Origin of the sequence: Paracoccus shanxieyensis (assembly GCF_009711265.1) — a bacterium.
GTDB classification, from domain to species: Bacteria; Pseudomonadota; Alphaproteobacteria; order Rhodobacterales; family Rhodobacteraceae; genus Paracoccus; species Paracoccus shanxieyensis.
In genome coordinates this window covers 1-20,516 of the sequence record NZ_WMII01000015.1, presented here as the reverse complement: position 1 = coordinate 20,516, position 20,516 = coordinate 1, and the positions used below count along the sequence as shown (strand labels likewise).

The 20,516-nt window shown below is 64.5% G+C and carries 15 protein-coding genes and 1 CRISPR repeat array; of the genes, 5 read left to right on the top strand and 10 right to left on the bottom strand.

Annotated features, from left to right (window positions below; all coding sequences use genetic code 11):
* Positions 1-37: 37 nt before the first annotated feature.
* On the bottom strand, positions 38-2,473 hold the full coding sequence (locus GL284_RS15140; RefSeq protein ID WP_155045486.1) for a membrane-bound PQQ-dependent dehydrogenase, glucose/quinate/shikimate family: 2,436 nt from the start codon (positions 2,471-2,473) through the stop codon (positions 38-40).
* 350 nt (positions 2,474-2,823) lie between these two features.
* Entirely contained in the window at positions 2,824-3,258 is a 435-nt protein-coding gene (locus GL284_RS15135; protein WP_155045485.1) for a MerR family transcriptional regulator, read from the bottom strand.
* An 89-nt stretch (positions 3,259-3,347) separates the two neighbouring features.
* Between GL284_RS15135 and GL284_RS15130 the strand changes: the two genes are divergently transcribed.
* Positions 3,348-5,588 (top strand): heavy metal translocating P-type ATPase, encoded by a 2,241-nt coding sequence (locus GL284_RS15130; protein ID WP_155045484.1) that lies wholly within the window; start codon positions 3,348-3,350, stop codon positions 5,586-5,588.
* 176 nt (positions 5,589-5,764) lie between these two features.
* Positions 5,765-9,666: a CRISPR direct-repeat array (repeat unit 31 nt; unit sequence GTTTCGATCCACGCCCCCGTGAAGGGGCGAC).
* A 187-nt stretch (positions 9,667-9,853) separates the two neighbouring features.
* On the opposite strand, the gene cas2 is transcribed toward GL284_RS15130, so the two are convergent.
* The 8 genes from cas2 to GL284_RS15090 all read right to left on the bottom strand — a co-directional run bounded on the left by cas2 (position 9,854) and on the right by GL284_RS15090 (position 18,239).
* Positions 9,854-10,144 carry a CRISPR-associated endonuclease Cas2 gene (gene cas2, locus GL284_RS15125; protein ID WP_155045483.1) on the bottom strand — a complete coding sequence of 97 codons (291 nt, stop codon included), beginning with the start codon at positions 10,142-10,144 and terminating at the stop codon, positions 9,854-9,856.
* A gap of 1 nt (position 10,145) precedes the next feature.
* The gene (gene cas1c / locus GL284_RS15120) at positions 10,146-11,180 is read right to left on the bottom strand and encodes a type I-C CRISPR-associated endonuclease Cas1c (RefSeq protein ID WP_155045482.1); all 1,035 of its coding nucleotides are present in this window, start codon (positions 11,178-11,180) and stop codon (positions 10,146-10,148) included.
* On the bottom strand, positions 11,177-11,812 hold the full coding sequence (gene cas4 / locus GL284_RS15115) for a CRISPR-associated protein Cas4 (protein WP_155045481.1): 636 nt from the start codon (positions 11,810-11,812) through the stop codon (positions 11,177-11,179). The genes cas1c and cas4 overlap by 4 nt, the downstream gene beginning before the upstream one ends.
* A 170-nt stretch (positions 11,813-11,982) precedes the next feature.
* Positions 11,983-12,153 carry a YegP family protein gene (locus tag GL284_RS15110; RefSeq protein WP_155045480.1) on the bottom strand — a complete coding sequence of 57 codons (171 nt, stop codon included), beginning with the start codon at positions 12,151-12,153 and terminating at the stop codon, positions 11,983-11,985.
* Positions 12,154-12,421: 268 nt separating this feature from the next.
* Entirely contained in the window at positions 12,422-13,372 is a 951-nt protein-coding gene (cas7c, locus tag GL284_RS15105; protein WP_155045479.1) for a type I-C CRISPR-associated protein Cas7/Csd2, read from the bottom strand.
* Positions 13,369-15,123, bottom strand: coding sequence for a type I-C CRISPR-associated protein Cas8c/Csd1 (cas8c, locus tag GL284_RS15100; protein ID WP_155045478.1), 1,755 nt, complete (start codon positions 15,121-15,123; stop codon positions 13,369-13,371). The genes cas7c and cas8c overlap by 4 nt, the downstream gene beginning before the upstream one ends.
* Positions 15,120-15,818 (bottom strand): type I-C CRISPR-associated protein Cas5c, encoded by a 699-nt coding sequence (gene cas5c, locus GL284_RS15095; RefSeq protein ID WP_155045477.1) that lies wholly within the window; start codon positions 15,816-15,818, stop codon positions 15,120-15,122. The genes cas8c and cas5c overlap by 4 nt, the downstream gene beginning before the upstream one ends.
* Before the next feature lie 204 nt (positions 15,819-16,022).
* Entirely contained in the window at positions 16,023-18,239 is a 2,217-nt protein-coding gene (locus GL284_RS15090; protein WP_155045476.1) for a CRISPR-associated endonuclease Cas3'', read from the bottom strand.
* Positions 18,240-18,539: 300 nt separating this feature from the next.
* On the opposite strand from GL284_RS15090, the gene GL284_RS15085 reads away from it, so the two are divergent.
* From GL284_RS15085 to GL284_RS15070, 4 genes are all read left to right on the top strand, one after another.
* Positions 18,540-19,259, top strand: a complete 720-nt coding sequence (locus tag GL284_RS15085) for a hypothetical protein (protein WP_155045475.1) — start codon at positions 18,540-18,542, stop codon at positions 19,257-19,259.
* On the top strand, positions 19,252-19,662 hold the full coding sequence (locus GL284_RS15080; RefSeq protein WP_155045474.1) for a phage tail protein: 411 nt from the start codon (positions 19,252-19,254) through the stop codon (positions 19,660-19,662). The genes GL284_RS15085 and GL284_RS15080 overlap by 8 nt, the downstream gene beginning before the upstream one ends.
* On the top strand, positions 19,659-19,871 hold the full coding sequence (locus GL284_RS15075) for a tail protein X (RefSeq protein WP_155045473.1): 213 nt from the start codon (positions 19,659-19,661) through the stop codon (positions 19,869-19,871). The genes GL284_RS15080 and GL284_RS15075 overlap by 4 nt, the downstream gene beginning before the upstream one ends.
* The coding region (locus GL284_RS15070; protein WP_155045472.1) for a phage late control D family protein at positions 19,868-20,516 on the top strand (649 nt) is incomplete at its 3' end. The genes GL284_RS15075 and GL284_RS15070, both read left to right, overlap by 4 nt.

The following is a 20,516-nucleotide window of genomic DNA, read 5'->3' as shown; positions in this document are numbered from 1 at the left end:
AAAAGCCCCGGCGCGGGTGACGCGCCGGGGCAGGGGATCATGCGCCGTCAGGCAGAGCATAGGCGATGACGTAATCGCCGCGCTCGGGGGACTGGCGGGCACCGCCTGCCGAGATCACCACATATTGCTTGCCGGTCTTGGGCGATTTGTAGGTCATCGGGCCACCCTGGCTGCCGACGGGCAGCGGGGCTTTCCAGATTTCCTTGCCGGTCGCGGCATCCCATGCGCGCAGATAGAAGTCCTGCGTGCCTGCCATGAAGACCAGACCGCCCTGCGTGGCCAGCGTGCCGCCCAGCGTGGGCAGACCCACCGGCATCGGCATCCGCATCTTGATGCCCAGCGGGCCGGTTTCCTTGACCGTGCCGACCGGAACCTGCCATGCGACGGATTGGGTCTTCAGATCGACCGCCGTCAGCGTGCCAAAGGGCGGAGCCTGACAGGGCACACCCAGCGGCGACAGGAAGCGGTTCTTGACCACCGCATAGGGCGTGCCGCCCAGCGGGACCTGACCCATGCCGACATTGGGCGACTCGCCGCCATCCGACAGGCTGTCATCGGGGTTCTGCGGCACCATCTGCACCCACAGGCCCAGACGCATGTCGTTGACGAACAGCAGGCCGTTGTTCGGATCGACCGAGACACCGCCCCAGTTCATCCCGCCAAGCGAGCCGGGGAAGCTCAGCGACAGGTCGGTATCGGGTGCGGTGAACAGCCCGTCATAGCGCATCGACTTGAAGCTGATGCGGCAGATCAGCTGATCGAAGGGCGTGGCCCCCCACATGTCGGATTCGGTCAGCGTCTTGATGCCGATCTGCGGCATCCCGACCGACACCGGCTGGGTGGGGGAATAGGGCTCGTTCGGGATCGTGCCGGGCTTGACCGGAACTTCCTCGACCTTGGTCAGCGGCTGGCCCGTGGCACGGTCCAGAATGAAGATCTGGCCTGCCTTGGTGCCGAAGACCAGCGCCGGAACCGGGCCGCTGTCGGCGGGGAAGTCGATCAGCGTCGGCGCCATGGGCAAATCGAAGTCCCACAGGTCGTTATGGACGGTCTGATAGTGCCATTTCTCGCGGCCCGTGGTCGCATCCAGCGCCAGAAGCGAGGCACCGTATTTGTGATCCTCGGCCGTGCGCGGCACGCCCCACAGATCGACCGAGGGCGAACCCAGCGGCAGGAACACGGTGTTCGTGGCCGCATCATAGGTCGAACCCGCCCAGACGTTGGCCGACGAGCGGCTGTAGGTCTCGCCGGGGGCCAGCACCTTGTTGGGGGTGGGCGAGCCGGTGTCGAAGGCCCAACGCAGCGCGCCGGTCATCACGTCGAAGCCACGGATCACGCCGCCCGGCATATCGACCTGCACGTTGTCGGCCACGCGGCCGCCGATGACAAGGGTGGTGCCCGCGACGGTCGGGGCCGAGGTCAGCGTGTAATACGCCTTGTTCGCCACGTCGCCGATGCCCTGTTTCAGGTCGACCGCGCCGTTTTCGCCAAAGCCTTCGCAGAACGCGCCGGTATCGGCATCGATCGCGAACAGGCGTGCGTCGATCGAATTCATCAGGATGCGGCGCTGACAGTTCGCGCCTGCGGGCAGAACCGCCGCCGGAACCGGGGTGGCGTCAGGCGCCTGCGGCTGCTGGACGGGCTGGGTCGCATCGAAATAGGCCAGACCCCGGCAGCGTTCCCAGACACCGCCGACGGTGGCGTTGATGTCGGCGCGCCACAGCTGTTCGCCGGTATCGGCGTCCAGCGCGATGACGTTGTTCTTGGGCGTGCAGATGAACACCTTGTCGCCGATCTGCAGCGGGGTCAGCTGATCTTCTGCACCCGCGCCGGTCGAGACCGGAATATCGCCGGTGTGGAAGGTCCATGCGACCTGCAGCTTGTCGACATTGCCGGTATTGATCTGATCCAGCGCCGCGAAGCGGTCATTGTTCAGGCCGTTGCCGTAATGCGCCCATTCCGTCTGTTCGGTTTCGGGGGTGACGGGGACGTGCTGCGCAGCAGGCGTCTGGGCCACGACCTCGGGGTGGATGCGGAACATCGAGGCAAAGCCACCGATCCCGGCAGCCGCCAGCACCACGGCGCCCAGCACCGGCAGCGCCGCACGGGCGGGGTGGCCCGACACGCGCCGCAGCAGCGGCAGCGTCGCCAGCACGACGGCAGCGCAAAAGGTCATCGCCAGCAGACGCGAGATCAGACCCCAGTAGTTCAGGCCGACATCGAACAGCGACCACAGGATGGTTGCGGCAAAGACGGCCAGAAAAATCCAGACACCGGCGGGCTTGCCGCGAATGATCTGAATGGCCGAAAGCAGCAAGGCGATGCCCGCGATCAGGAAGTACCAGCTTCCCCCCAGCAGGATCAGCTTGCCGCCTCCGATTGTGAAGAACAGCCCGGCTGCGACCAGAACGGCCCCCAGCACCCACAGCCAGATCCTGGCCGCCAAACCCGGCGACCCGTCCACGCTTGTCATGAATTTTCCCCTTATTCTGCCCGAAGCCGAGCAGAAATCCTCGGGTTTCGGGATGTGATCGGCCTGCGCGTATCGCGTAACGGGATTTTAGTCCATAACCGTATACGAATGTATATCAATGATGGCATGACAGGCATTCACGGGGGTGGCCGCAGAAAAACCCATCATTTGCTGGCGTTCCGCTGTTTGACCTGCTTTTCTGCATTTCCGTCACGACAAGGCAGCCATGCATAAACTGCGTCTTTCTGGGCCTGAAAGGCATGGCGCCAAGCATGGGCGGGCGCTGGATCAACGGATCCTGACGCGCAATCCGACAGATTCGCTAAGGAACGCCGCGCCGCGCCCTCGTGTCATTCGGGATGGCTGTCTGCGGCATGTGCGCCCTGACACAACGCATGATTGCCAAGCGTTTCGATCACCCGGCAATCCGCGACTGTGCCACATGAGCATTGCGCGATCATGCGCTGCAATTCCTCGCGCAGCGCCAGCAGGCGCGAGATGCGGGCATTCACCTGATCCAGCTGGCGCTTGGCGATGGCATCGACCGCCTCGCAGGGGTGGTCGGGATTGTCCGACAGATGCAGCAGTTCACGGATCGCCTCGAGGGAAAAGCCAAGGTCGCGGGAATGGCGCACGAAGGTCAGCCGGTCCAGCGATGTCTTGCCGTAAAGCCTGCGGTTGGCTTCGCTGCGTTCGGGTTCGGGCAGCAGGCCGATCTGTTCGTAATAGCGGATCGTCGGCACCTTGACGCCGGTCGATTGCGAAAGCTGTCCGATGGTCAGCATGGCAGAACCCTCTTGCTTCTATAGTTGCTAGAGGAGTTAGGAATCCGAATCGATGGGGTCAAGCCACCCCGGAGGATGAGGAAACCAAGATGAGCGATCAGGCAAACCGCCGGGAATGGACCGTCACCGGCATGGATTGTGCGGCCTGCACCACCAAGGTCACGCGGGCGCTGGACCGTCTGCCGGGGGTCAGCGATGTCCGCGTGGCGCTGATGTCGGAACGCCTGTCGCTGGATCTGGCACCCGACACCACCGATGCCGCCCAGATCGAGGATGCGGTGCGCAAGCTGGGCTTTGGCATCGCGCCGAAGGGGCAGGACACGCCGCGCCGCAAGGCTTTTGTGCTGCCGGACGCCCCGTCTGGCAGCAAGGTGGATCATCACGACCATGCGGGCCATGGTCACAGCCATGACGATCCCGCCGACCGGGGCAAGCGCTGGTTTCAGACCGCTAAGGGCCGCCTGGTGATCCTGACCGGGGCGCTGCTGGCCGTGGCTTGGGCGGTTGAGCTGCTGAGTTCGGCAACCATAGGCTATTGGGCGTTTTTTCTGGCCTGCCTGATCGGCGTGGCTCCGGTCGCGCGACGCGCATGGCAGGCCTTGCGGGCCGGATCGCCCTTCACAATCGAAAGCCTGATGACGATTGCCGCGCTGGGGGCGCTGGTCATCGGCGCCGCCGAGGAAGCCGCGCTGGTCGTCTTTCTGTTCGCCGTGGGCGAGGTGCTGGAGGGCGTGGCCGCCAACAAGGCCCGCGACGGCATCCGCGCGCTGGGACAGCTTGTGCCCAAGACCGCGCTGCTGGAAACCGCAACCGGCCCGCACGAAGTCCCGGCCGAAAGCCTGCAGATCGGTCAGACCGTGCTGGTCCGCCCCGGCGACCGCATCCCCGCCGATGGCGAGATCATCGAGGGCATCAGCGGCATCGACGAAAGCCCGGTCACCGGCGAAAGCGTGCCGCGCAGCAAAGGCCCCGATGAGGCGGTCTTTGCCGGCTCGATCAACGCCGAGGCCGCGCTGCGCATCCGCGTGACGCGCCGTGCCGCCGACAATACCATCGCCCGCATCATCCGGCTGGTCGAGGAAGCCGAAGAGGCCCGCGCACCCACCGAACGGTTCATCGACCGCTTCAGCCGCTATTACATGCCCGCCATCGTCGCCGTCGCCGCGCTGGTGATCCTTGTGCCGCCGCTGCTGCTGGGCGGCGACTGGGGGACGTGGATCTATCGCGGATTGGCGCTTTTGCTGATCGGCTGTCCCTGTGCGCTGGTGATTTCGGTTCCGGCCTCGATCGCTTCGGCGCTGTCTTCCGGGGCAAAGCGGGGCCTGCTGATGAAGGGCGGTGCGGTGATCGAGGCTACGGCCAAGCTGCGCCATGTCGCCTTTGACAAGACCGGCACGCTGACCCATGGCAGGCCGGTGGTGACAGATATTGTGCCTGCGACCGGCATATCGGCGCCGCAGCTGCTGGCGCTTGCCGCCGGGGTCGAGGCGGGCTCAAGCCATCCGCTGGCGCAATCCATCCTGCGCCGTGCCGCCGATGAAGGGGTGGTGCCGGATGCCGCGACCGGCGCAAAGGCCCTGCCGGGCAAGGGCGTGGTGGCGCTGATCGCCGGGTCCGAGGTCTGGATCACCTCGCCCCGCCATGCGGCCGGGCAGGGCGGGATCGGGCAGGACGCCGCCGCACAGGCGACGGCGCTGGAGGCCCAGGGCAAGACGGTCGTGGCGGTCTTTCGCGCAGGCCAGCCGCTTGGCCTGATCGCCATGCGCGACGAGCCGCGCGACGATGCCGCCGACGCCATCCGGCAGTTGCGCGCGATGGGCGTGGTCGCAACCATGCTGACCGGCGACAACCCCCGCACCGCGCGCGCCATCGCGGACGGTCTTGGCATGGAGGTTCAGGCCGAGATGCTGCCCGAAGACAAGCTGGCCCGTATCCGCGAACTGGGCGCATCGGGCGGCGTCATGATGATCGGCGATGGCATCAACGATGCCCCGGCGCTGAAACAGGCGGGGGTCGGCGTGGCGATGGGCTCGGGCACGGATGTCGCGCTGGAAACCGCCGATGCCGCGATCCTGCGCGACCGCGTGACCGACGTGCCGGCGCTGATCCGGCTGTCGCGCGCCACGATGGGCAATATCCGCCAGAACGTCACGCTGGCATTGGGGCTGAAGGCGGTGTTTCTGGTCACCTCGGTTCTGGGGATCACCGGGCTGTGGATCGCCATTCTGGCCGATACCGGCGCCACGGTGCTGGTGACGCTGAATGCGTTGCGTTTGCTGGCCTTTGATCCCGCGCGTGAGCTGGCTGAGGTGCCCCCGCCCGTCACCTAAGGGATATATGCGCAAAATGTCTTTGATATGATGACCCTGATCTTGCGATTGGCAGCCATGAAACCTTTAATTGCCAACAGAGACGGTGGGCCGCCATCAGCTATGTTTTGTCGGATCACTGCCAACAGCTTCGATATCAGCCATTTTGTTGACGTCATTGAGGCCAATCGCCGAAAGGTTTCATCCAAGGCCCCGTGAGGGGGCGACTATAACGACCGGTATCTTCCTCCAGCGTTTTGCCGTTTCGATCCACGCCCCCGTGAAGGGGCGACCGTCTACGGGCAGACCAAGGCGCTGATGAAAACCAAGTTTCGATCCACGCCCCCGTGAAGGGGCGACGAGAGGTGCGTGCTGTCTCCGGACAGCGCCAGCTGGTTTCGATCCACGCCCCCGTGAAGGGGCGACGACCCTTTCTCCCAGTTGTTATATTGGGTCTGGTTCGTTTCGATCCACGCCCCCGTGAAGGGGCGACTTGCCCTTGTCGGCTATTAGCGCGTCAACGGGTCCATGTTCCGATCCACGCCCCCGTGAAGGGGCGACCCGTCTGCCCCGCACCGCCTGTGGGGCCGTGCATGAGTTTCGATCCACGCCCCCGTGAAGGCGCGACCTGGCGTTCTATCGGCGGCTTCGCGAGGCATCGCCGTTTCGATCCACGCCCCCGTGAAGGCGCGACGTCTTGGCGTTCGCGAACACATCAAGCCGCACACGGTTTCGATCCACGCCCCCGTGAAGGCGCGACCACGGGAAGGATGCCAACCAGCTTCGCATTTGGAAGTTTCGATCCACGCCCCCGTGAAGGCGCGACGTCTTCGCGCACGTCGCCATCCCGCAGGTGGGACGGTTTCGATCCACGCCCCCGTGAAGGCGCGACGCGAACTGCCACGGCGGATCTGCCATGATCAGCTGGTTTCGATCCACGCCCCCGTGAAGGGGCGACCTGCGCTAACGCGCGACTTGGCGCAAAGGGTCTCGTTTCGATCCACGCCCCCGTGAAGGGGCGACGACGCCCTATGTGTATGCGCGCGCTTATGGTCCGTTTCGATCCACGCCCCCGTGAAGGGGCGACCTGATGACCCGCAACAATGTCACCAAGAACGAAAAGTTTCGATCCACGCCCCCGTGAAGGGGCGACGGCGCGCTTCGGTCCTTCGGCGATCTGATGGGCGAGTTTCGATCCACGCCCCCGTGAAGGGGCGACTTGACGTGCCGCCACGCTGAAGCGCGTGACCGGGGAGTTTCGATCCACGCCCCCGTGAAGGGGCGACCCCTTCTTGAGGCACCAGAGGCCATAGGGAGTCTGGTTTCGATCCACGCCCCCGTGAAGGGGCGACCAGCGACGTGTTCCGCCAGCACTCCGGCCTGAGCGTTTCGATCCACGCCCCCGTGAAGGGGCGACCTGGCCAGAGACGGCTCAAGCGGTGTATTCATGAGTTTCGATCCACGCCCCCGTGAAGGGGCGACTTCGGCAAGGCCGGTTCGATCAGCGTCGACCTCGAGTTTCGATCCACGCCCCCGTGAAGGGGCGACCTGGACCCCGGCCTCATCTACCTGCCGGTAGAGCGTTTCGATCCACGCCCCCGTGAAGGGGCGACAGCGCGACGCTGAGCGCGACCGCTGGAAATTGAGCGTTTCGATCCACGCCCCCGTGAAGGGGCGACAAGCTCGACGGCTCATTCGGCGGTGGCGATGGTGGGTTTCGATCCACGCCCCCGTGAAGGGGCGACGACCGGGTGGGCCAAATCCCTCTTGGGCAACATGGAGTTTCGATCCACGCCCCCGTGAAGGGGCGACAGCGTGCGCGTGACTGCGGGCGTCGGGCTGCCGCTGTTTCGATCCACGCCCCCGTGAAGGGGCGACGGCGCTGCTTGGCGCGGTCCGGGTCTATGGCCCGGTTTCGATCCACGCCCCCGTGAAGGGGCGACACATGGTGAAGTATTTCGACGGCGTGGTGGGCTGGTTTCGATCCACGCCCCCGTGAAGGGGCGACTCGTTTGTGGGGCAATCGCTCGCTGTCTGCAGACGAGTTTCGATCCACGCCCCCGTGAAGGGGCGACTATCTCCACCTATCTCTTCAAGATGCTTGACTTGTTTCGATCCACGCCCCCGTGAAGGGGCGACAGGTCACTCCCATTGGGGTGACTGGGGCTAGGCAGTTTCGATCCACGCCCCCGTGAAGGGGCGACCTGCCCGGAGAAATGACCATCCGGCGCGATCAAGTGTTTCGATCCACGCCCCCGTGAAGGGGCGACTTCACCGGCGATATGACCCGTGCCTGGGATGGTCTGTTTCGATCCACGCCCCCGTGAAGGGGCGACTTGTCGCTCATCCCCGTTCTCCTGCGAGTGCGCGGTTTCGATCCACGCCCCCGTGAAGGGGCGACGGGCGAGGCCGAGTAATGCAGCGGCCCGCTTTTAAGTTTCGATCCACGCCCCCGTGAAGGGGCGACTTACGTCGCCTATCCCGAGCATGTGCTGGCCAAGTTTCGATCCACGCCCCCGTGAAGGGGCGACGCGGCGACAGCCAAGATCGAGTCCCTGACCGGGAAGTTTCGATCCACGCCCCCGTGAAGGGGCGACCTGGCGGGACCGCAACAACTGGCGGCTGGTTTTGCCGTTTCGATCCACGCCCCCGTGAAGGGGCGACTCATGCTGGTGACCTTTCCGGTGCAGATCCCCGAGTTTCGATCCACGCCCCCGTGAAGGGGCGACCAGAGCGTGACCGTCAACATCGCGCAGGATCTCGGGTTTCGATCCACGCCCCCGTGAAGGGGCGACCTGATGCGCTGGTCGGCCTCGCGATCGCCGAGGTTTCGATCCACGCCCCCGTGAAGGGGCGACCGTCAATATGGTCATTCATGCTCGCTGATCCTCCGTTTCGATCCACGCCCCCGTGAAGGGGCGACTCTGACCGGCGATGAAATCGAGAGATCCGAATGCGTTTCGATCCACGCCCCCGTGAAGGGGCGACGTCTGCGTCGTCATCTTCCGGGCTTGGTCCAAGCCGTTTCGATCCACGCCCCCGTGAAGGGGCGACATCAAATGGGACGGTTCAGTCCAAGAGATTACGGGTTTCGATCCACGCCCCCGTGAAGGGGCGACTTCGGCTTGCCCGACGATCCGGCTTCGATTTCGAGGTTTCGATCCACGCCCCCGTGAAGGGGCGACGATCAAGCTGGCGCGCCGCTTCGCCGCGCTCGGTGTTTCGATCCACGCCCCCGTGAAGGGGCGACCGCAGGCCCCGCGACGTGGGCAAAACTCTTGGAGTTTCGATCCACGCCCCCGTGAAGGGGCGACATGTGACCAGTGGGATCGACGGCAAGTTTGGAGGCGTTTCGATCCACGCCCCCGTGAAGGGGCGACAAGATCGGCAAGACTTGTTCGGCGCACCATGCTTGGTTTCGATCCACGCCCCCGTGAAGGGGCGACCTGTCGGCGAACTTCTCATAGCCGATGTCTTGAGTGTTTCGATCCACGCCCCCGTGAAGGGGCGACAAGCGCCGATCCGGCCATGTCGATGATATAAGGGTTTCGATCCACGCCCCCGTGAAGGGGCGACGTGGGCTGGCGGCGATCTGATGGCGCGCCAACCGGGTTTCGATCCACGCCCCCGTGAAGGGGCGACCAGCATCCGCTTGTTCGCCGCCCAACGACCGGTAGTTTCGATCCACGCCCCCGTGAAGGGGCGACGAAACATCAACATAATCGGAACATCATATGAGCGTTTCGATCCACGCCCCCGTGAAGGGGCGACCGGCGTAATCGTCGCTCGCATTCGAGACCATGGAGTTTCGATCCACGCCCCCGTGAAGGGGCGACAATCGCCGCGGCACTCGTGATCGACGGAGCAACCGGTTTCGATCCACGCCCCCGTGAAGGGGCGACGTCAGTGATCGACGTAGAAGGCGCTGGCGGACCATTGTTTCGATCCACGCCCCCGTGAAGGGGCGACGGACGCAATGGCTATAAAGCCCAGCATCCAAATGTTTCGATCCACGCCCCCGTGAAGGGGCGACGGATACGTCAAGCGGTCTGTTCCTGATGCGATCAGGTTTCGATCCACGCCCCCGTGAAGGGGCGACGGCCTCTACTATATCGCACTGCTTTAATAGTAAAATCTTCGCAAGCAATGCGAACAGAGCGAGGTTTGGGTTCGGGCCAAAGCGCTCAATCCGCAATAAAGACAAAAGCCAACGATTTCAAAAAACAATAGGAATGCGAACCTCGCGGGTGATGTTGACACGCTTCAGGTTCGCAGGGACAGGAAAATCACAGGATCAGCGGGCCATTCAGGTCGACCGCAGGCTTTGCCCCGACATGCTCGACCCGGCGCGACCAGTTGGAGCCGAGGTAGTAATAGCGAAGGCTGTCGACCTCTGCGCGGATGATCCCCTCAAAGCGCGCCTTCAGGCGGGTCCATTGCGCCGGATCCACCTCGATCTCGAAGACCGAGAACTGCACCCGCTGACCGTAATCCTCGCACGCCCGCGCGACCTGGCGCAATCGCTTCTTGCCGCCCACGTCCAGCGTGTTCACATCATAGGTGACCAGCACAAGCATCTCAACTCCAGAACCAGGGCGGATAGGCGTCCAGATCGCCGCGCAGATGGCGCGCCAGCATCTGCGCCTGAAGATAGGGCACCAGCCCGAACGGCGCCTTTTCCTGCAAGAAGGGATGCAGACGCTCTTCCTTCTTGCGCTCTTGCCACGCGGTCAACACGGTGCGCCGGGCATCGTCGCCAAGCAGGACCGCGCCGCCGTCCATGCGGCGGAAATCGGCCGCGCGAAGCTGTCGGCGGTTGACCAGCGACAGCGCCAGACGGTCCGCGAGCGGCGCACGCAGCTCCTCCATCAGGTCCAGCGCCAGGCTGGGCCGACCGGGGCGGTCACGGTGCAGGAAGCCGACGGCGGGGTCCAGACCGACCGCCTCGCAGGCCGAACGGCAGTCATGCGTCAGCAGAGTGTAAAGAAAGGACAGCAGCGCGTTCATGGGGTCAAGCGGCGGCCGGCGCGAGCGGACGGTCCAGCGCAGCTCAGCATCGGGCGAGCGGATCAGGTGGCAGAACACGCCGAAATAGAGCGTCGCGGCCTCGCCTTCGGAACCCCGCAACAGATCCACGCTGGTGTCGGAAAGCTGCACGCGGCGCAGGATCATCGCCATGCGGTCGGTGGCCCGCTCAAGCCCGTCGCGCGCCTCGGCCTGCATCTCGCTGCCATAATCGCGCAGGGCGCGCCGGATCACAGCGCGCTGGTTGGCGATCTTGCCCATGACGATGCCGCGCACTACATCGGTCGCGTCGTCGGCAATGCGATATTGCGCGCGACGCAGCAGCACATTGCCCGAAACCGCGCCTTCGACCCGGGCCTGGAACCGGCTGGCCCGATCAAGAAGCACGACCGAGATGCCACGCTCGGCACAGGTGCCGATCAAGGCCGGCGACAGCAGGATCGGCCCAAATGTTACGATCGAGGCAAGCATGTGCAGGGGAACGCGGGCCTTTTCGGCGCCCTCGACCTCGACCACCAGGTTTTCGCCGTCCTTTTTCAGCGCGCTGCCCTCGGTCGTGACATAGACGGTATTCAGCAGTTTCTTCATTCCAGCGCCTTTGCCAACATGCGGTCGCGCCATTGCCGCACGGACCGGCCGACCGCCTCGGGGCGACAAAGCTCAATGAGCGAGCAGGCCCGGCAGCGGCTGCGATGCGGCGTCGGGGGCGGTGTCTGCCGGCTGGCCAGAACCTCGGCCAGTTCGGTAGCGGTGTTTTCGGTCAGCGCGCGCAGTTCGGCGTCGAAAGGCACGATGACCCGGCGCTTGGTCTGGGCATAGAACAGCGCGCCCTGCGGCACCGGGCGGCCGGTCATCTCTTCCAGACACAGCGCTTGGGCGCAAAGCTGCACCTCATCGGCGCGGTGCAGTTTGGGCTTGCCGCGCTTGTATTCGATGGGAAAGGCGGTTTTGCCATCCGGGCTGGGGATGAACTCGACCAGATCGGCGGTGCCGGCAAGGTTGAGCCGGCGGCAGGCAAGCGGCAGCGCCATGACCCTCCGCGCCCCGCGCGCCTTGCGGCTTCCGCCCTTGTCGGCGACGGCATGCAGCACGTCACCCTCGGCAGTAAAGCGGTTCTCGGCCCAGAGCCGCTCAAGATGGATAAGGGCTGCCTGACGAAGGCAATAGACCGCATGTTGCAGCGCCGAGAGCGGAATGGGTTCGCGATCTTGGGCGGACATACGGCACCAGTGAGGATTGAGGCCAGCCTAACAGGCTGACCTCGCTGGCCAAAGCCAAAACCGATCCCGAACAGAGTTTCTATCCACGCCTTTTTAGACAAAGACAAAGGCGACACCGCCCGCGACAGCGCCGCGGGCGAGACTTTCTCGGTCTCCGGAGAATTTGGCGGTCAGGTTCGGTCGTAAACCAGCGCATCGTGCGCAATGCGCTTTACAGCCGCGATTCCGCTTTGCGCAGATTGCTTGGCGGTAAACATCTCGGAATGGCAGAGAATCTCGCCATTGGTGGCCTTCAGACGCCACCAGTATCCCTTACCCATGGTGTAGTATATCTCGTACATTTCATCTCCTTCCGGGCCTTGCCCGATTGATTGAAATTACATGTCCGGCTATGCTGAAGTTCCACGTGAGCAGGCCAGACATGTCTTGCTGACAGAGGCCGGGTGCATTCCAGTGCGCCCGGCCTTTCTGTTTCGCGAAATTACCCTCTCACGCTTCACTCGCGCTGTCAACAATGCTAAGTGAACGGTTTGGACAAGCCAAACCGTTCACTTACAGAGAAGTTTGATTATAGAATGTCCCGGCATCGCGATGACGCCGGGTAGTGGGCTATAGCAACTCGAGCAGCTCAACACCCTCGGGGAGTCCGGCGCGGTCGACGCTGACGTTGTAATCGGCAAACTTCCGCGCCGGCGGCAGGTTGCCAAGGCCCTTGTCATCCACAGCGCGGAACTCTCCGTCCACGGCGCGACCGACTTTCACCAGATCGAACAGCTTGTGCGCAGGGGCGTTGCCAAGCGCGCTGTCATGGCGGAAGACGATCAGCTTGCGGGTGGTCATCTCTCCGCGCGCAGCGGAACGATCATGCTCGAACATGTTCGCCAGCGCCTCGAACAAAAGGCCCAGGTCGGCTTCGGAAAAGCCCGTACGTTCCGCGAACTTGGCAGAAATGAAGCCATGCGCGACGTAAAGGCCATAGGGCACGATATGTTTGCGCCCCATCGTGCGGTTGTCCGTGCGCACATCACCGTCGTCCCCTTCGGCGCGCTTCTTCTGCTCGGCCTCGTTGGTCGCGGCCATGCGGGTGATCGAGATCTCGACGGGCAGAACCGGTTCGGCCGAATTGGCAAAGGTCATCTGCACCGGGCCCTTGACCTGACCGCAATTGATGCCGGTCGACATGACGGCACCGAACGTCCGCACATCAAAGAAGTTGGCGCACATGAAGTCGCGCAGGGCGGTCGCCTCGGCGTCGTCCTTGGGGTTCAGCTTGGCATCTTTCTTTGACTTTTCGTCGCCCCGCAGCGCGACATAGGCCTGCCGGTGCTTCTCGTTCAGGATCGCGCCTTCTTGAACATAGATGTGATGCCCATCGGCACCCCCGCGCGCAAGATCGACGTAGTTGCGGATCTTGCGTTTCAGGCTGACATCGGTGACCAGACCGTGGTTCGTCTCGGGGTCAAGGCGCGGCAGGTTGCCTGCATCGGGGTCGCCATTGGGATTGCCATTGGTCACGTCAAAGATCAGCACGAAGTCATGGCGGCGGGAAAGCGTGGTCATTTGGATCCCTCGGTGGTCTTGTCATCTTGCTTGCGAAAGAAATCAGAGCGCTGGTGGTAATAGCCGATACCAAACAGCGCCTGCTCGGCGGCATTCAGCGAGGCGGGGATCGGATCCCCGGCCGGGTCCATCAGATCGGTGATCGAAGTCAGCAACTTTTCAAGGTTCACCGCCCGTCCGGGGCTGATCTTGCGCAGCTTGCCAAAATGGTTGGCCGAGCCGGAATCCAGCGTGCGGAACACCTTTTGCGGGCTGGCCGAGGCAGCGCCATAGAACTTGTCCTTGATGCTGGCATTGATGCCGCCAAGCGCGGCACGCTGCACTTCTTCATAGACAGCGAACAGCCGCCCAAGGACATAACCCTTGTTCGTGTTGGCGGGATCAAGCGCCACGGGGGCCTCCATCTTCAGGTTACGGATCAGTACGGATTTAAGCATAGCGCAACGCAGAGCGTTGATTTCGCCGTCGGCGCGGATGCGCATCAGCGCAGTGGACAGCAAGGTCAGCGGATAGGGCGCGCCGGCCAGGATCGCGCGCAGCCATTCGCCAGCGATCAGGGGCGGCACGTTCTCGCGCTTGCCCTGCGACGCCAGTTCCAAAAGATAGCGCCAGAGCGCCGGCCAGCCGTCGCGCGGCGGCGGATCTATCGCCGTATCGTCAAGGTAACGCTGAAAATTCTCGGTCAGCCGGCCAAAATCGTCCTGCCAATAGAAGCGGACCGAAAGCCGGGCGGCATTCGGGGCCAGCCCCAGGACATGAAAGCGCACACCTTCGGCCAGCTCCGGCGTGACCTGTGACAGGCGCTGGCCATTGCGGATCGCCTCAAGTCGCGAGTGGAGCTTGGCGACATTCAGCCTCTCCTCATCGACCGCCTGGGCATTCTCGGACGCGGGATCTAGCAAGGCCGCGAAGCACCATTCCGCCTCCTCTGCCAACTTCATGTCTTGGCAATCGGCCCAGAACACGGTCGAGGCATCGCCGATCTGGATGCGATGGCCGCTGTCCTTGTCGAGATAGCGGTTCAGCACGGCGCCATAGGCAAAGGCTGCCGCCTCGGACACAGGGGCGTTGTCGCCCTGTTCGTGACCGTAGGAGGTAAAGGCGTCAAGGTTGAAGGATACCAGACTGGCACCCGAAGACTGCGCCCCCCAGACGCCCTTGATCGACGGGTGCAGCCGCGTCACCGGACCGGAGTCGCCGGTGACCAGACAGATCTGCGGGTCCGATGCGCCCTCGGCGCCGATCTGCCGCCAGAATTCGCGGGCGGCCGGGCGGTCATGCAGGTATCCTTGGCGATATTCATCGGCCAGCGCAAAGACGATGTTCTGGTCTCGCATCTCGTCATGCCAGACAGGGGCGGCGAAGGCGTCCGGTGTCCAGCCGTCCAGGAAGCGCAGAAAAGCCAGCAGGCCGGGATCGTCGGTCTGGGCAAGCCATTCCGCGTGACGCGCGCGGAAGGCGGCATGTTCCTCGGCAGTTCGTTTGCCGTCGCCCGCGGTCACACCAAGCACATAGGCCGATTTGTCCCACAGGAAGTTCGGGGAAATGCCTGCGGTCCGCTTGACGGCCTGCGGCACCAGCAGCATCCGCGGGCTGCGCTTCCTGTCATCACCGCGCAAATCCTCGACACTGGCGACCGATCCATCGGCGTTCAGCAGCACACAAAAGCCGATCTTCTCGGTCGAAAAGCCAAAGGGCGGGGCGTCGGGCAGGCGGTCATAGGCTCGCACCAGAGAGGCAAGCATGCTCATCCCTTGACCTCCGGGCTGCCGGGCGGCGGCACCTCCATCACCCCATCCCGCAAGCTGGCGCGAAAGAACAGCGACGGCCGGCCGGGGCGGGCATGGTCGATGTCCCACAGCATGAAACCCAGATCGCGCGGCGTGTCGAAACCCAGTTCGGCGGTCTCATCCTCGGGTTTCCGCGCAGGCAATGGCGCGTCCGGCGCGATCAGATCGAAATTTGCGGCGAATTCACGGGTGCCAAGGCAAGGCTGATGAAAACACTGGCCGCGGGCGGCGCGTCGGTTGAACATGTCCAGATGCTTGCCCTGATTGTCTTCGGGACCGGCCTTTGCCGTCATCTGGAAATGCGCCTCGATGACATAGCGCGGCGAGACAAGCACGGTCGAGGCGCGCTGCTGGCGGTCTTCGTCAACCAGGAGTTGCAAATCCGCCAGATCGCCGCGATTCATCGCCTGCTTGACCTTGCCGGCAGGGGCCTTGTGGCCGACCTCGTTGCGGCGGATGGACTGGAAGCGGATCGGTTTCAGCACATGGATGCGGTCGATGACCCAGTGGATGGCAGGCTTCCAGTGGATCGCCTCCAGAATGCCACGCGCCGCCGAGGGCGTCATGACATCATAGGACATGCGTTCGACCTTCAGTTCGGGTCGGGTGAACAGGCCGTGCTGACCCCAGACATGCAGGCGGATACCGTAAGACATTGCCCCTCGTCGATTTTTCCCAAGGCTATCTTTTCGCCGGACGAGCGCAAGCGGAAATCCGCTTGCAGTTGCGTAAATCATGGGCTGCCGGAACCAGCGTGATGGCCGGCTGTCGCGAGATTATGGGTCGTGCCGCGTGCCAGCGCCAGCAGGCGCGACATAGGGACCGACGGGCGATCACTGAAAAACGGCCAGAGGCGCCAATCACAGCAGCCACGATTCTTGCGACAGATAGTCCGCGTGTTCCCACCGCAAGCCGCTGTCGGCATGATAAAGCGACCGATCGGACAGAACGCAGAACTGGTCGCCGCGCAGCTTTGTGTGATCAAAGCCGGCCTTGCCGTTGGCAATCAGCAGATCGCGCGCCTTGGCGGGCACCTGAACGGTATAAACCTGCAAGACCCGCGCCAGCTTGCCCGAGGGCACATCCTCGACACCCAGTTGCCGGATCGCCTCGTCCGCCACCGCGTCGCCGGGAATGATGACCGGGACCATGGTGGTGTCGATCATGCGGAACTCTTGCGCCATGCTGCGAAAGGGGAAATCCGTGCCGCTTTGGCCGCAGACCATCTGGCTAGCCATCTTTTGGCCCAGATTGGCCCCGGCCTTCCAATAGACATGCTCGAACCAGTCGCGGATCGCCTCGGGGGCAAGCAGATCGTCGTGCCGGGGGGCGATGCTGCGCATGGCATCGGCCAGCGACTTTACCTCGGCAGGCATGGAACGGCCGGGGGCCGAGAACACCGTCAGCGTGCTGTCCTCGACCGGCCATTCGCCATTGCGGTTGACGCGGCCGGCCGCCTGCACGCAACTGTCCAGCCCCGCCTCGGCCCGCCAGCCTTTGGGAAAGGACAGGTCCACGCCGGCCTCGATCAGGCTGGTCGCGATCAGGCGGCAGGGCGCCCCGGATTTCAGGCGGGCGCGGATGTCGTCCAGGATGGCGCGCCGATGCACCGGATATTGCCGCGTGGTCAGATGGACCAGCCCGTCCAGACCGGCGGCCTTGGCGGCGTTGAACAGTTCCAGCGCATGGGCGCGGCTGTTGACGATGACCATGCCCTGCGGCGTGCCGCGCAGCGCCTCGATCAGCGCGGGATCGTCCATGTCGCCGCCCTGCATGATGCGGGCGCGGCGCAATTCACGGGCCAGACGCACCGGGTCGGGCGCCAGTTCGCGGCCCTCCAGCGGCAGGCCGCCCTGTTTCAACTGCCGGCTGTCAAAGGCCGGCTGCGTGGCCGTGCACAGCACCACCGAGCAGCCGTAATGCGCGCAAAGCGTCTCGATCATCCGCAGCGCGGGCATCAAGAGCTTGCGCGGCAGGGCTTGCGCCTCGTCCAGCACAATCACCGAGCCGGCGATATTGTGCAGCTTGCGGCAGCGCGAGGGCCGCGCGGCGAACAGGCTTTCAAAGAACTGCACATTGGTCGTGACCACCAACGGCGCGGCCCAGTCCTCCATCGCCAGGCGCAGCTTGTCGCGGCCTTTCAGGTCGGTTCTTCGGTCGTCGATGGCCGAGTGATGTTCCAGCACCGCATCGCCGAAAAGGCCGCGGAAAATGGCGGCGGTCTGGTCGATGATGGAGGTGTAAGGGACCGTGTAGATGATCCGGCGGTGCCCATGGCGCTCCGCGTGATCCAGCGCAAAACCCATTGAGGCCAAGGTCTTGCCGCCTCCGGTGGGGACGGTCAGGGTGAAAAGTCCAGGCGCCATCGCCGCGCCCTGCCGGACATGTGATAAGATTTCCGCACGCAGACGGTTGATCGGGCCATCGCCGGGAAATCCCGCCATATGCGCATCGAAAACCCGCGTCCAATGCGGCAGCAGTTCGGCCAGATACGGCCAGTCCCGATCCGGCGTGGTGCCGTTCAGCCGGGCATAAAACGCTTCGGTATCGCGGAAATCCGCATCGACTAGGCAGGAAAACACCATGCGCGCCGCGACGGACAGGTCAAACGGGGGAAACGCCGGGCCTGCCAGCGCCGCCAGTTCCTTGGCGACGGGACGCCAATCAAAGGCGGCAGCGTCCCAGATCTCGGGCGCGATCGGGTTGCAGAACGCGTCCAGCCGGCGCTCCATGCTGCTGTCGGCGCCGTGGCGGTCGGGCAGGCCGGCGTGATGGCCCAAGATGGCGTAGGCGATGATCTCGGCCACGGGACGCAGACCGGCGGGCACCCGCGCGCAAAGCAGCGCGGCGCCGGCCGTCGAATGATCGACCTGTTCATTCGCACCGGACAGCACACGGTCAAAGGCCGGGTCATATTTGCCGAAGTCATGGAACAGTCCCGCCATATGCGCCGCCGCCCGCAAGCCAAGCGGCCCGGCGCGGCAGGCGGCCAGGGCGGCGGTGTTGTCCAGATGGTCCGGCAGCAATTGCCAGTCGCTTCGATCGTCGTGAAGTCCCGAATGCGCATAATGAGCCATTTGTGTCGCCCGTCTTAGCTAGCTCTGAAAGATTTGTTTCATTCAGAACTTGGCGATCAAAGGGCCGAGCGCAAGTCGCTTCAAAGCGAACAAAAGCCATGATCGATATCTTTGGCAGTCTGGCGGTGACGCCGGCCGTTTTTGCGAAAGTTCTCCGAGTTCGACGCTGGGCAAATCTGCGCAGATAATTCCGGGGGTAGCCGCCGCCCTTTTGTTTGTTCCTGCGCCTCGGGTTCAAGGCGACCGCGGTTGTGATGGATTGGCCGGGCTTGGGACGGCATCAAGCAGATCTGGGACGGAGTGCTTGGCTATTACCAGACGCTGTTCGACGGCGTGATCGGCATCTTCACCTGGGCATGGGACAATGGCATCGCGCCGGTTTTGGACAAGCTGGGGCTGCTGGATCCCGTCTTGAACGCGTGGAACGCCCTGCAGGAAGGGCTTGGCGTCGTGCTGGACTGGATCAGCGCCAAGTTCAACACGGTGATGACCGCGATCAAGCCGGTGCTGGACGGTCTGAAATGGGTCAATGACAACGGCGCGGCCGCCATCAATTCCGTCACCGGCGGCAACAAGGGGCCCATCAGCAGCGGGCCATATACCGGCGGTGCGACGGGGCCGATCGTTCCCGGCGCTGCCATTCCCGGCGTGACCGTGCCCGATGGCGCGCGGGCCTTGGGCGGGCCGGTTCGCGCCGGGCTGATCTATCGCTGGCAGGAAGAGGGGCGCGAGCTGTTCATGCCGCGCACCGATGGCAATGTGATTTCCAACCGCCAGCTGCGCGCCATGCAGGCCATGGCCGCGCCGCCCGGGGGCTTGCGCATCCAGCCCGTCGCCTCGGCCGGGCCGGGCGCGCGCACCGCGTCCGCGCGCAGCCTGCGCATGGATATCGGCGGCATCACCATCCACGCAGCGCCCGGCATGACCCCGGCTGACGTGGCCCGCGCCGTGCGCCGCGAGCTGGAAACGCTGGCCCGCTCGGCGCGCTTCGATCTGCATGACGGGGGCGATTATGCCTGAACTTGGCCTCAGCCTTGTGATGATGGCGCTTGGCGGTTTCCGCTTCGGCGTCAATCAGGCGAATTACCAGAGCTTCACCCGCGCCGCGAACTGGCGCTGGGAGGCGCAGCCCCGCCTTGGCCGCCAGCCCGCGCTGCAATTCCTTGGCCGTGGCAGCGATGAAATCACCCTTGAAGGCGTCATTTATCCGCATTTCAAAGGCGGTCTGCGGCAGGTCGAGATGATGCGTCTGGTCGCCGATCAGGGCCAGCCGCTGATCCTTGTCGACGGTCTGGGCTGGGTCTGGGACCGCTGGGCCATCACCGGGGTCGAGGAACGCAAAAGCCTGTTCGTGTCGGATGGCGCGCCGCGCAAGATCGAGTTCACCGTGACGCTGCTGGCCTACGGGATGGACCGCGCATGAGCCGGCTGTATCGCACCATCGACGGAGACATGCTGGACGCAATCTGCCAGCGGCTGCTGGGATCGGAAACGCACGCGCCCGAGGTGCTGGCCGCCAATCCGCGCCTTGCCGCGCTGGGGCCGGTCTATCCGGCGGGCGTCCTGATCACCTTGCCCGACATCGCGGCCCCGGTCGCGCCCGAACAGATCCGGCTGTGGGGGCGGACATGACGCCCGCTTTCCGCATCGTGGTGGACGGGCAGGACCGCAGCGCCATCATCGCAGACCGGCTGATCAGCCTTGTGGTGAATGACGAGGACGGCACCAAGTCCGACCGCGTCGAGATCGAGCTGGACAATCGCGACGGCCGCGTGGCCTTCCCCGAGGTCGAGGCGCAGCTGGAAGTTTCGCTGGGTTTTGCGGGTCAGACCCTGTCGCTGATGGGCGTCTATCGGGTCGATGGCGTTTCCGGGCGCGGGCCTGCGCGCAGCATCAGCATCACCGCCACCGCCGCCGATCTGAAAGGCGATATCCGCGCGCCGCGCACGCGGGGCTGGCCCAAGCCGACGCTGGGTCAGATCGTCAGCGCCATCGCCTCGGAGGCCGGTCTGCGGCCCGTGGTCGCGGCCAGCCTGCGCGACATCGGCTGGGACTGGCTGGCACAGACCGCCGAAAGCAATCTGCATTTCCTGACGCGGCTGGCCGCCGATCTGGATGCGACCTGCAAGCCTGCCGGGGGCGCGCTGGTGGTGCAGCGCCGGGGCGAAGGCGTAACCGCCGCCGGTGACGCGCTGACCGCGCCCGTGCTGACCGCAGCCCGGCTCAGCGACTGGAGCTGGTCATGGCGCGGCCGCACCGTTTACCGCGCCGCTGAAT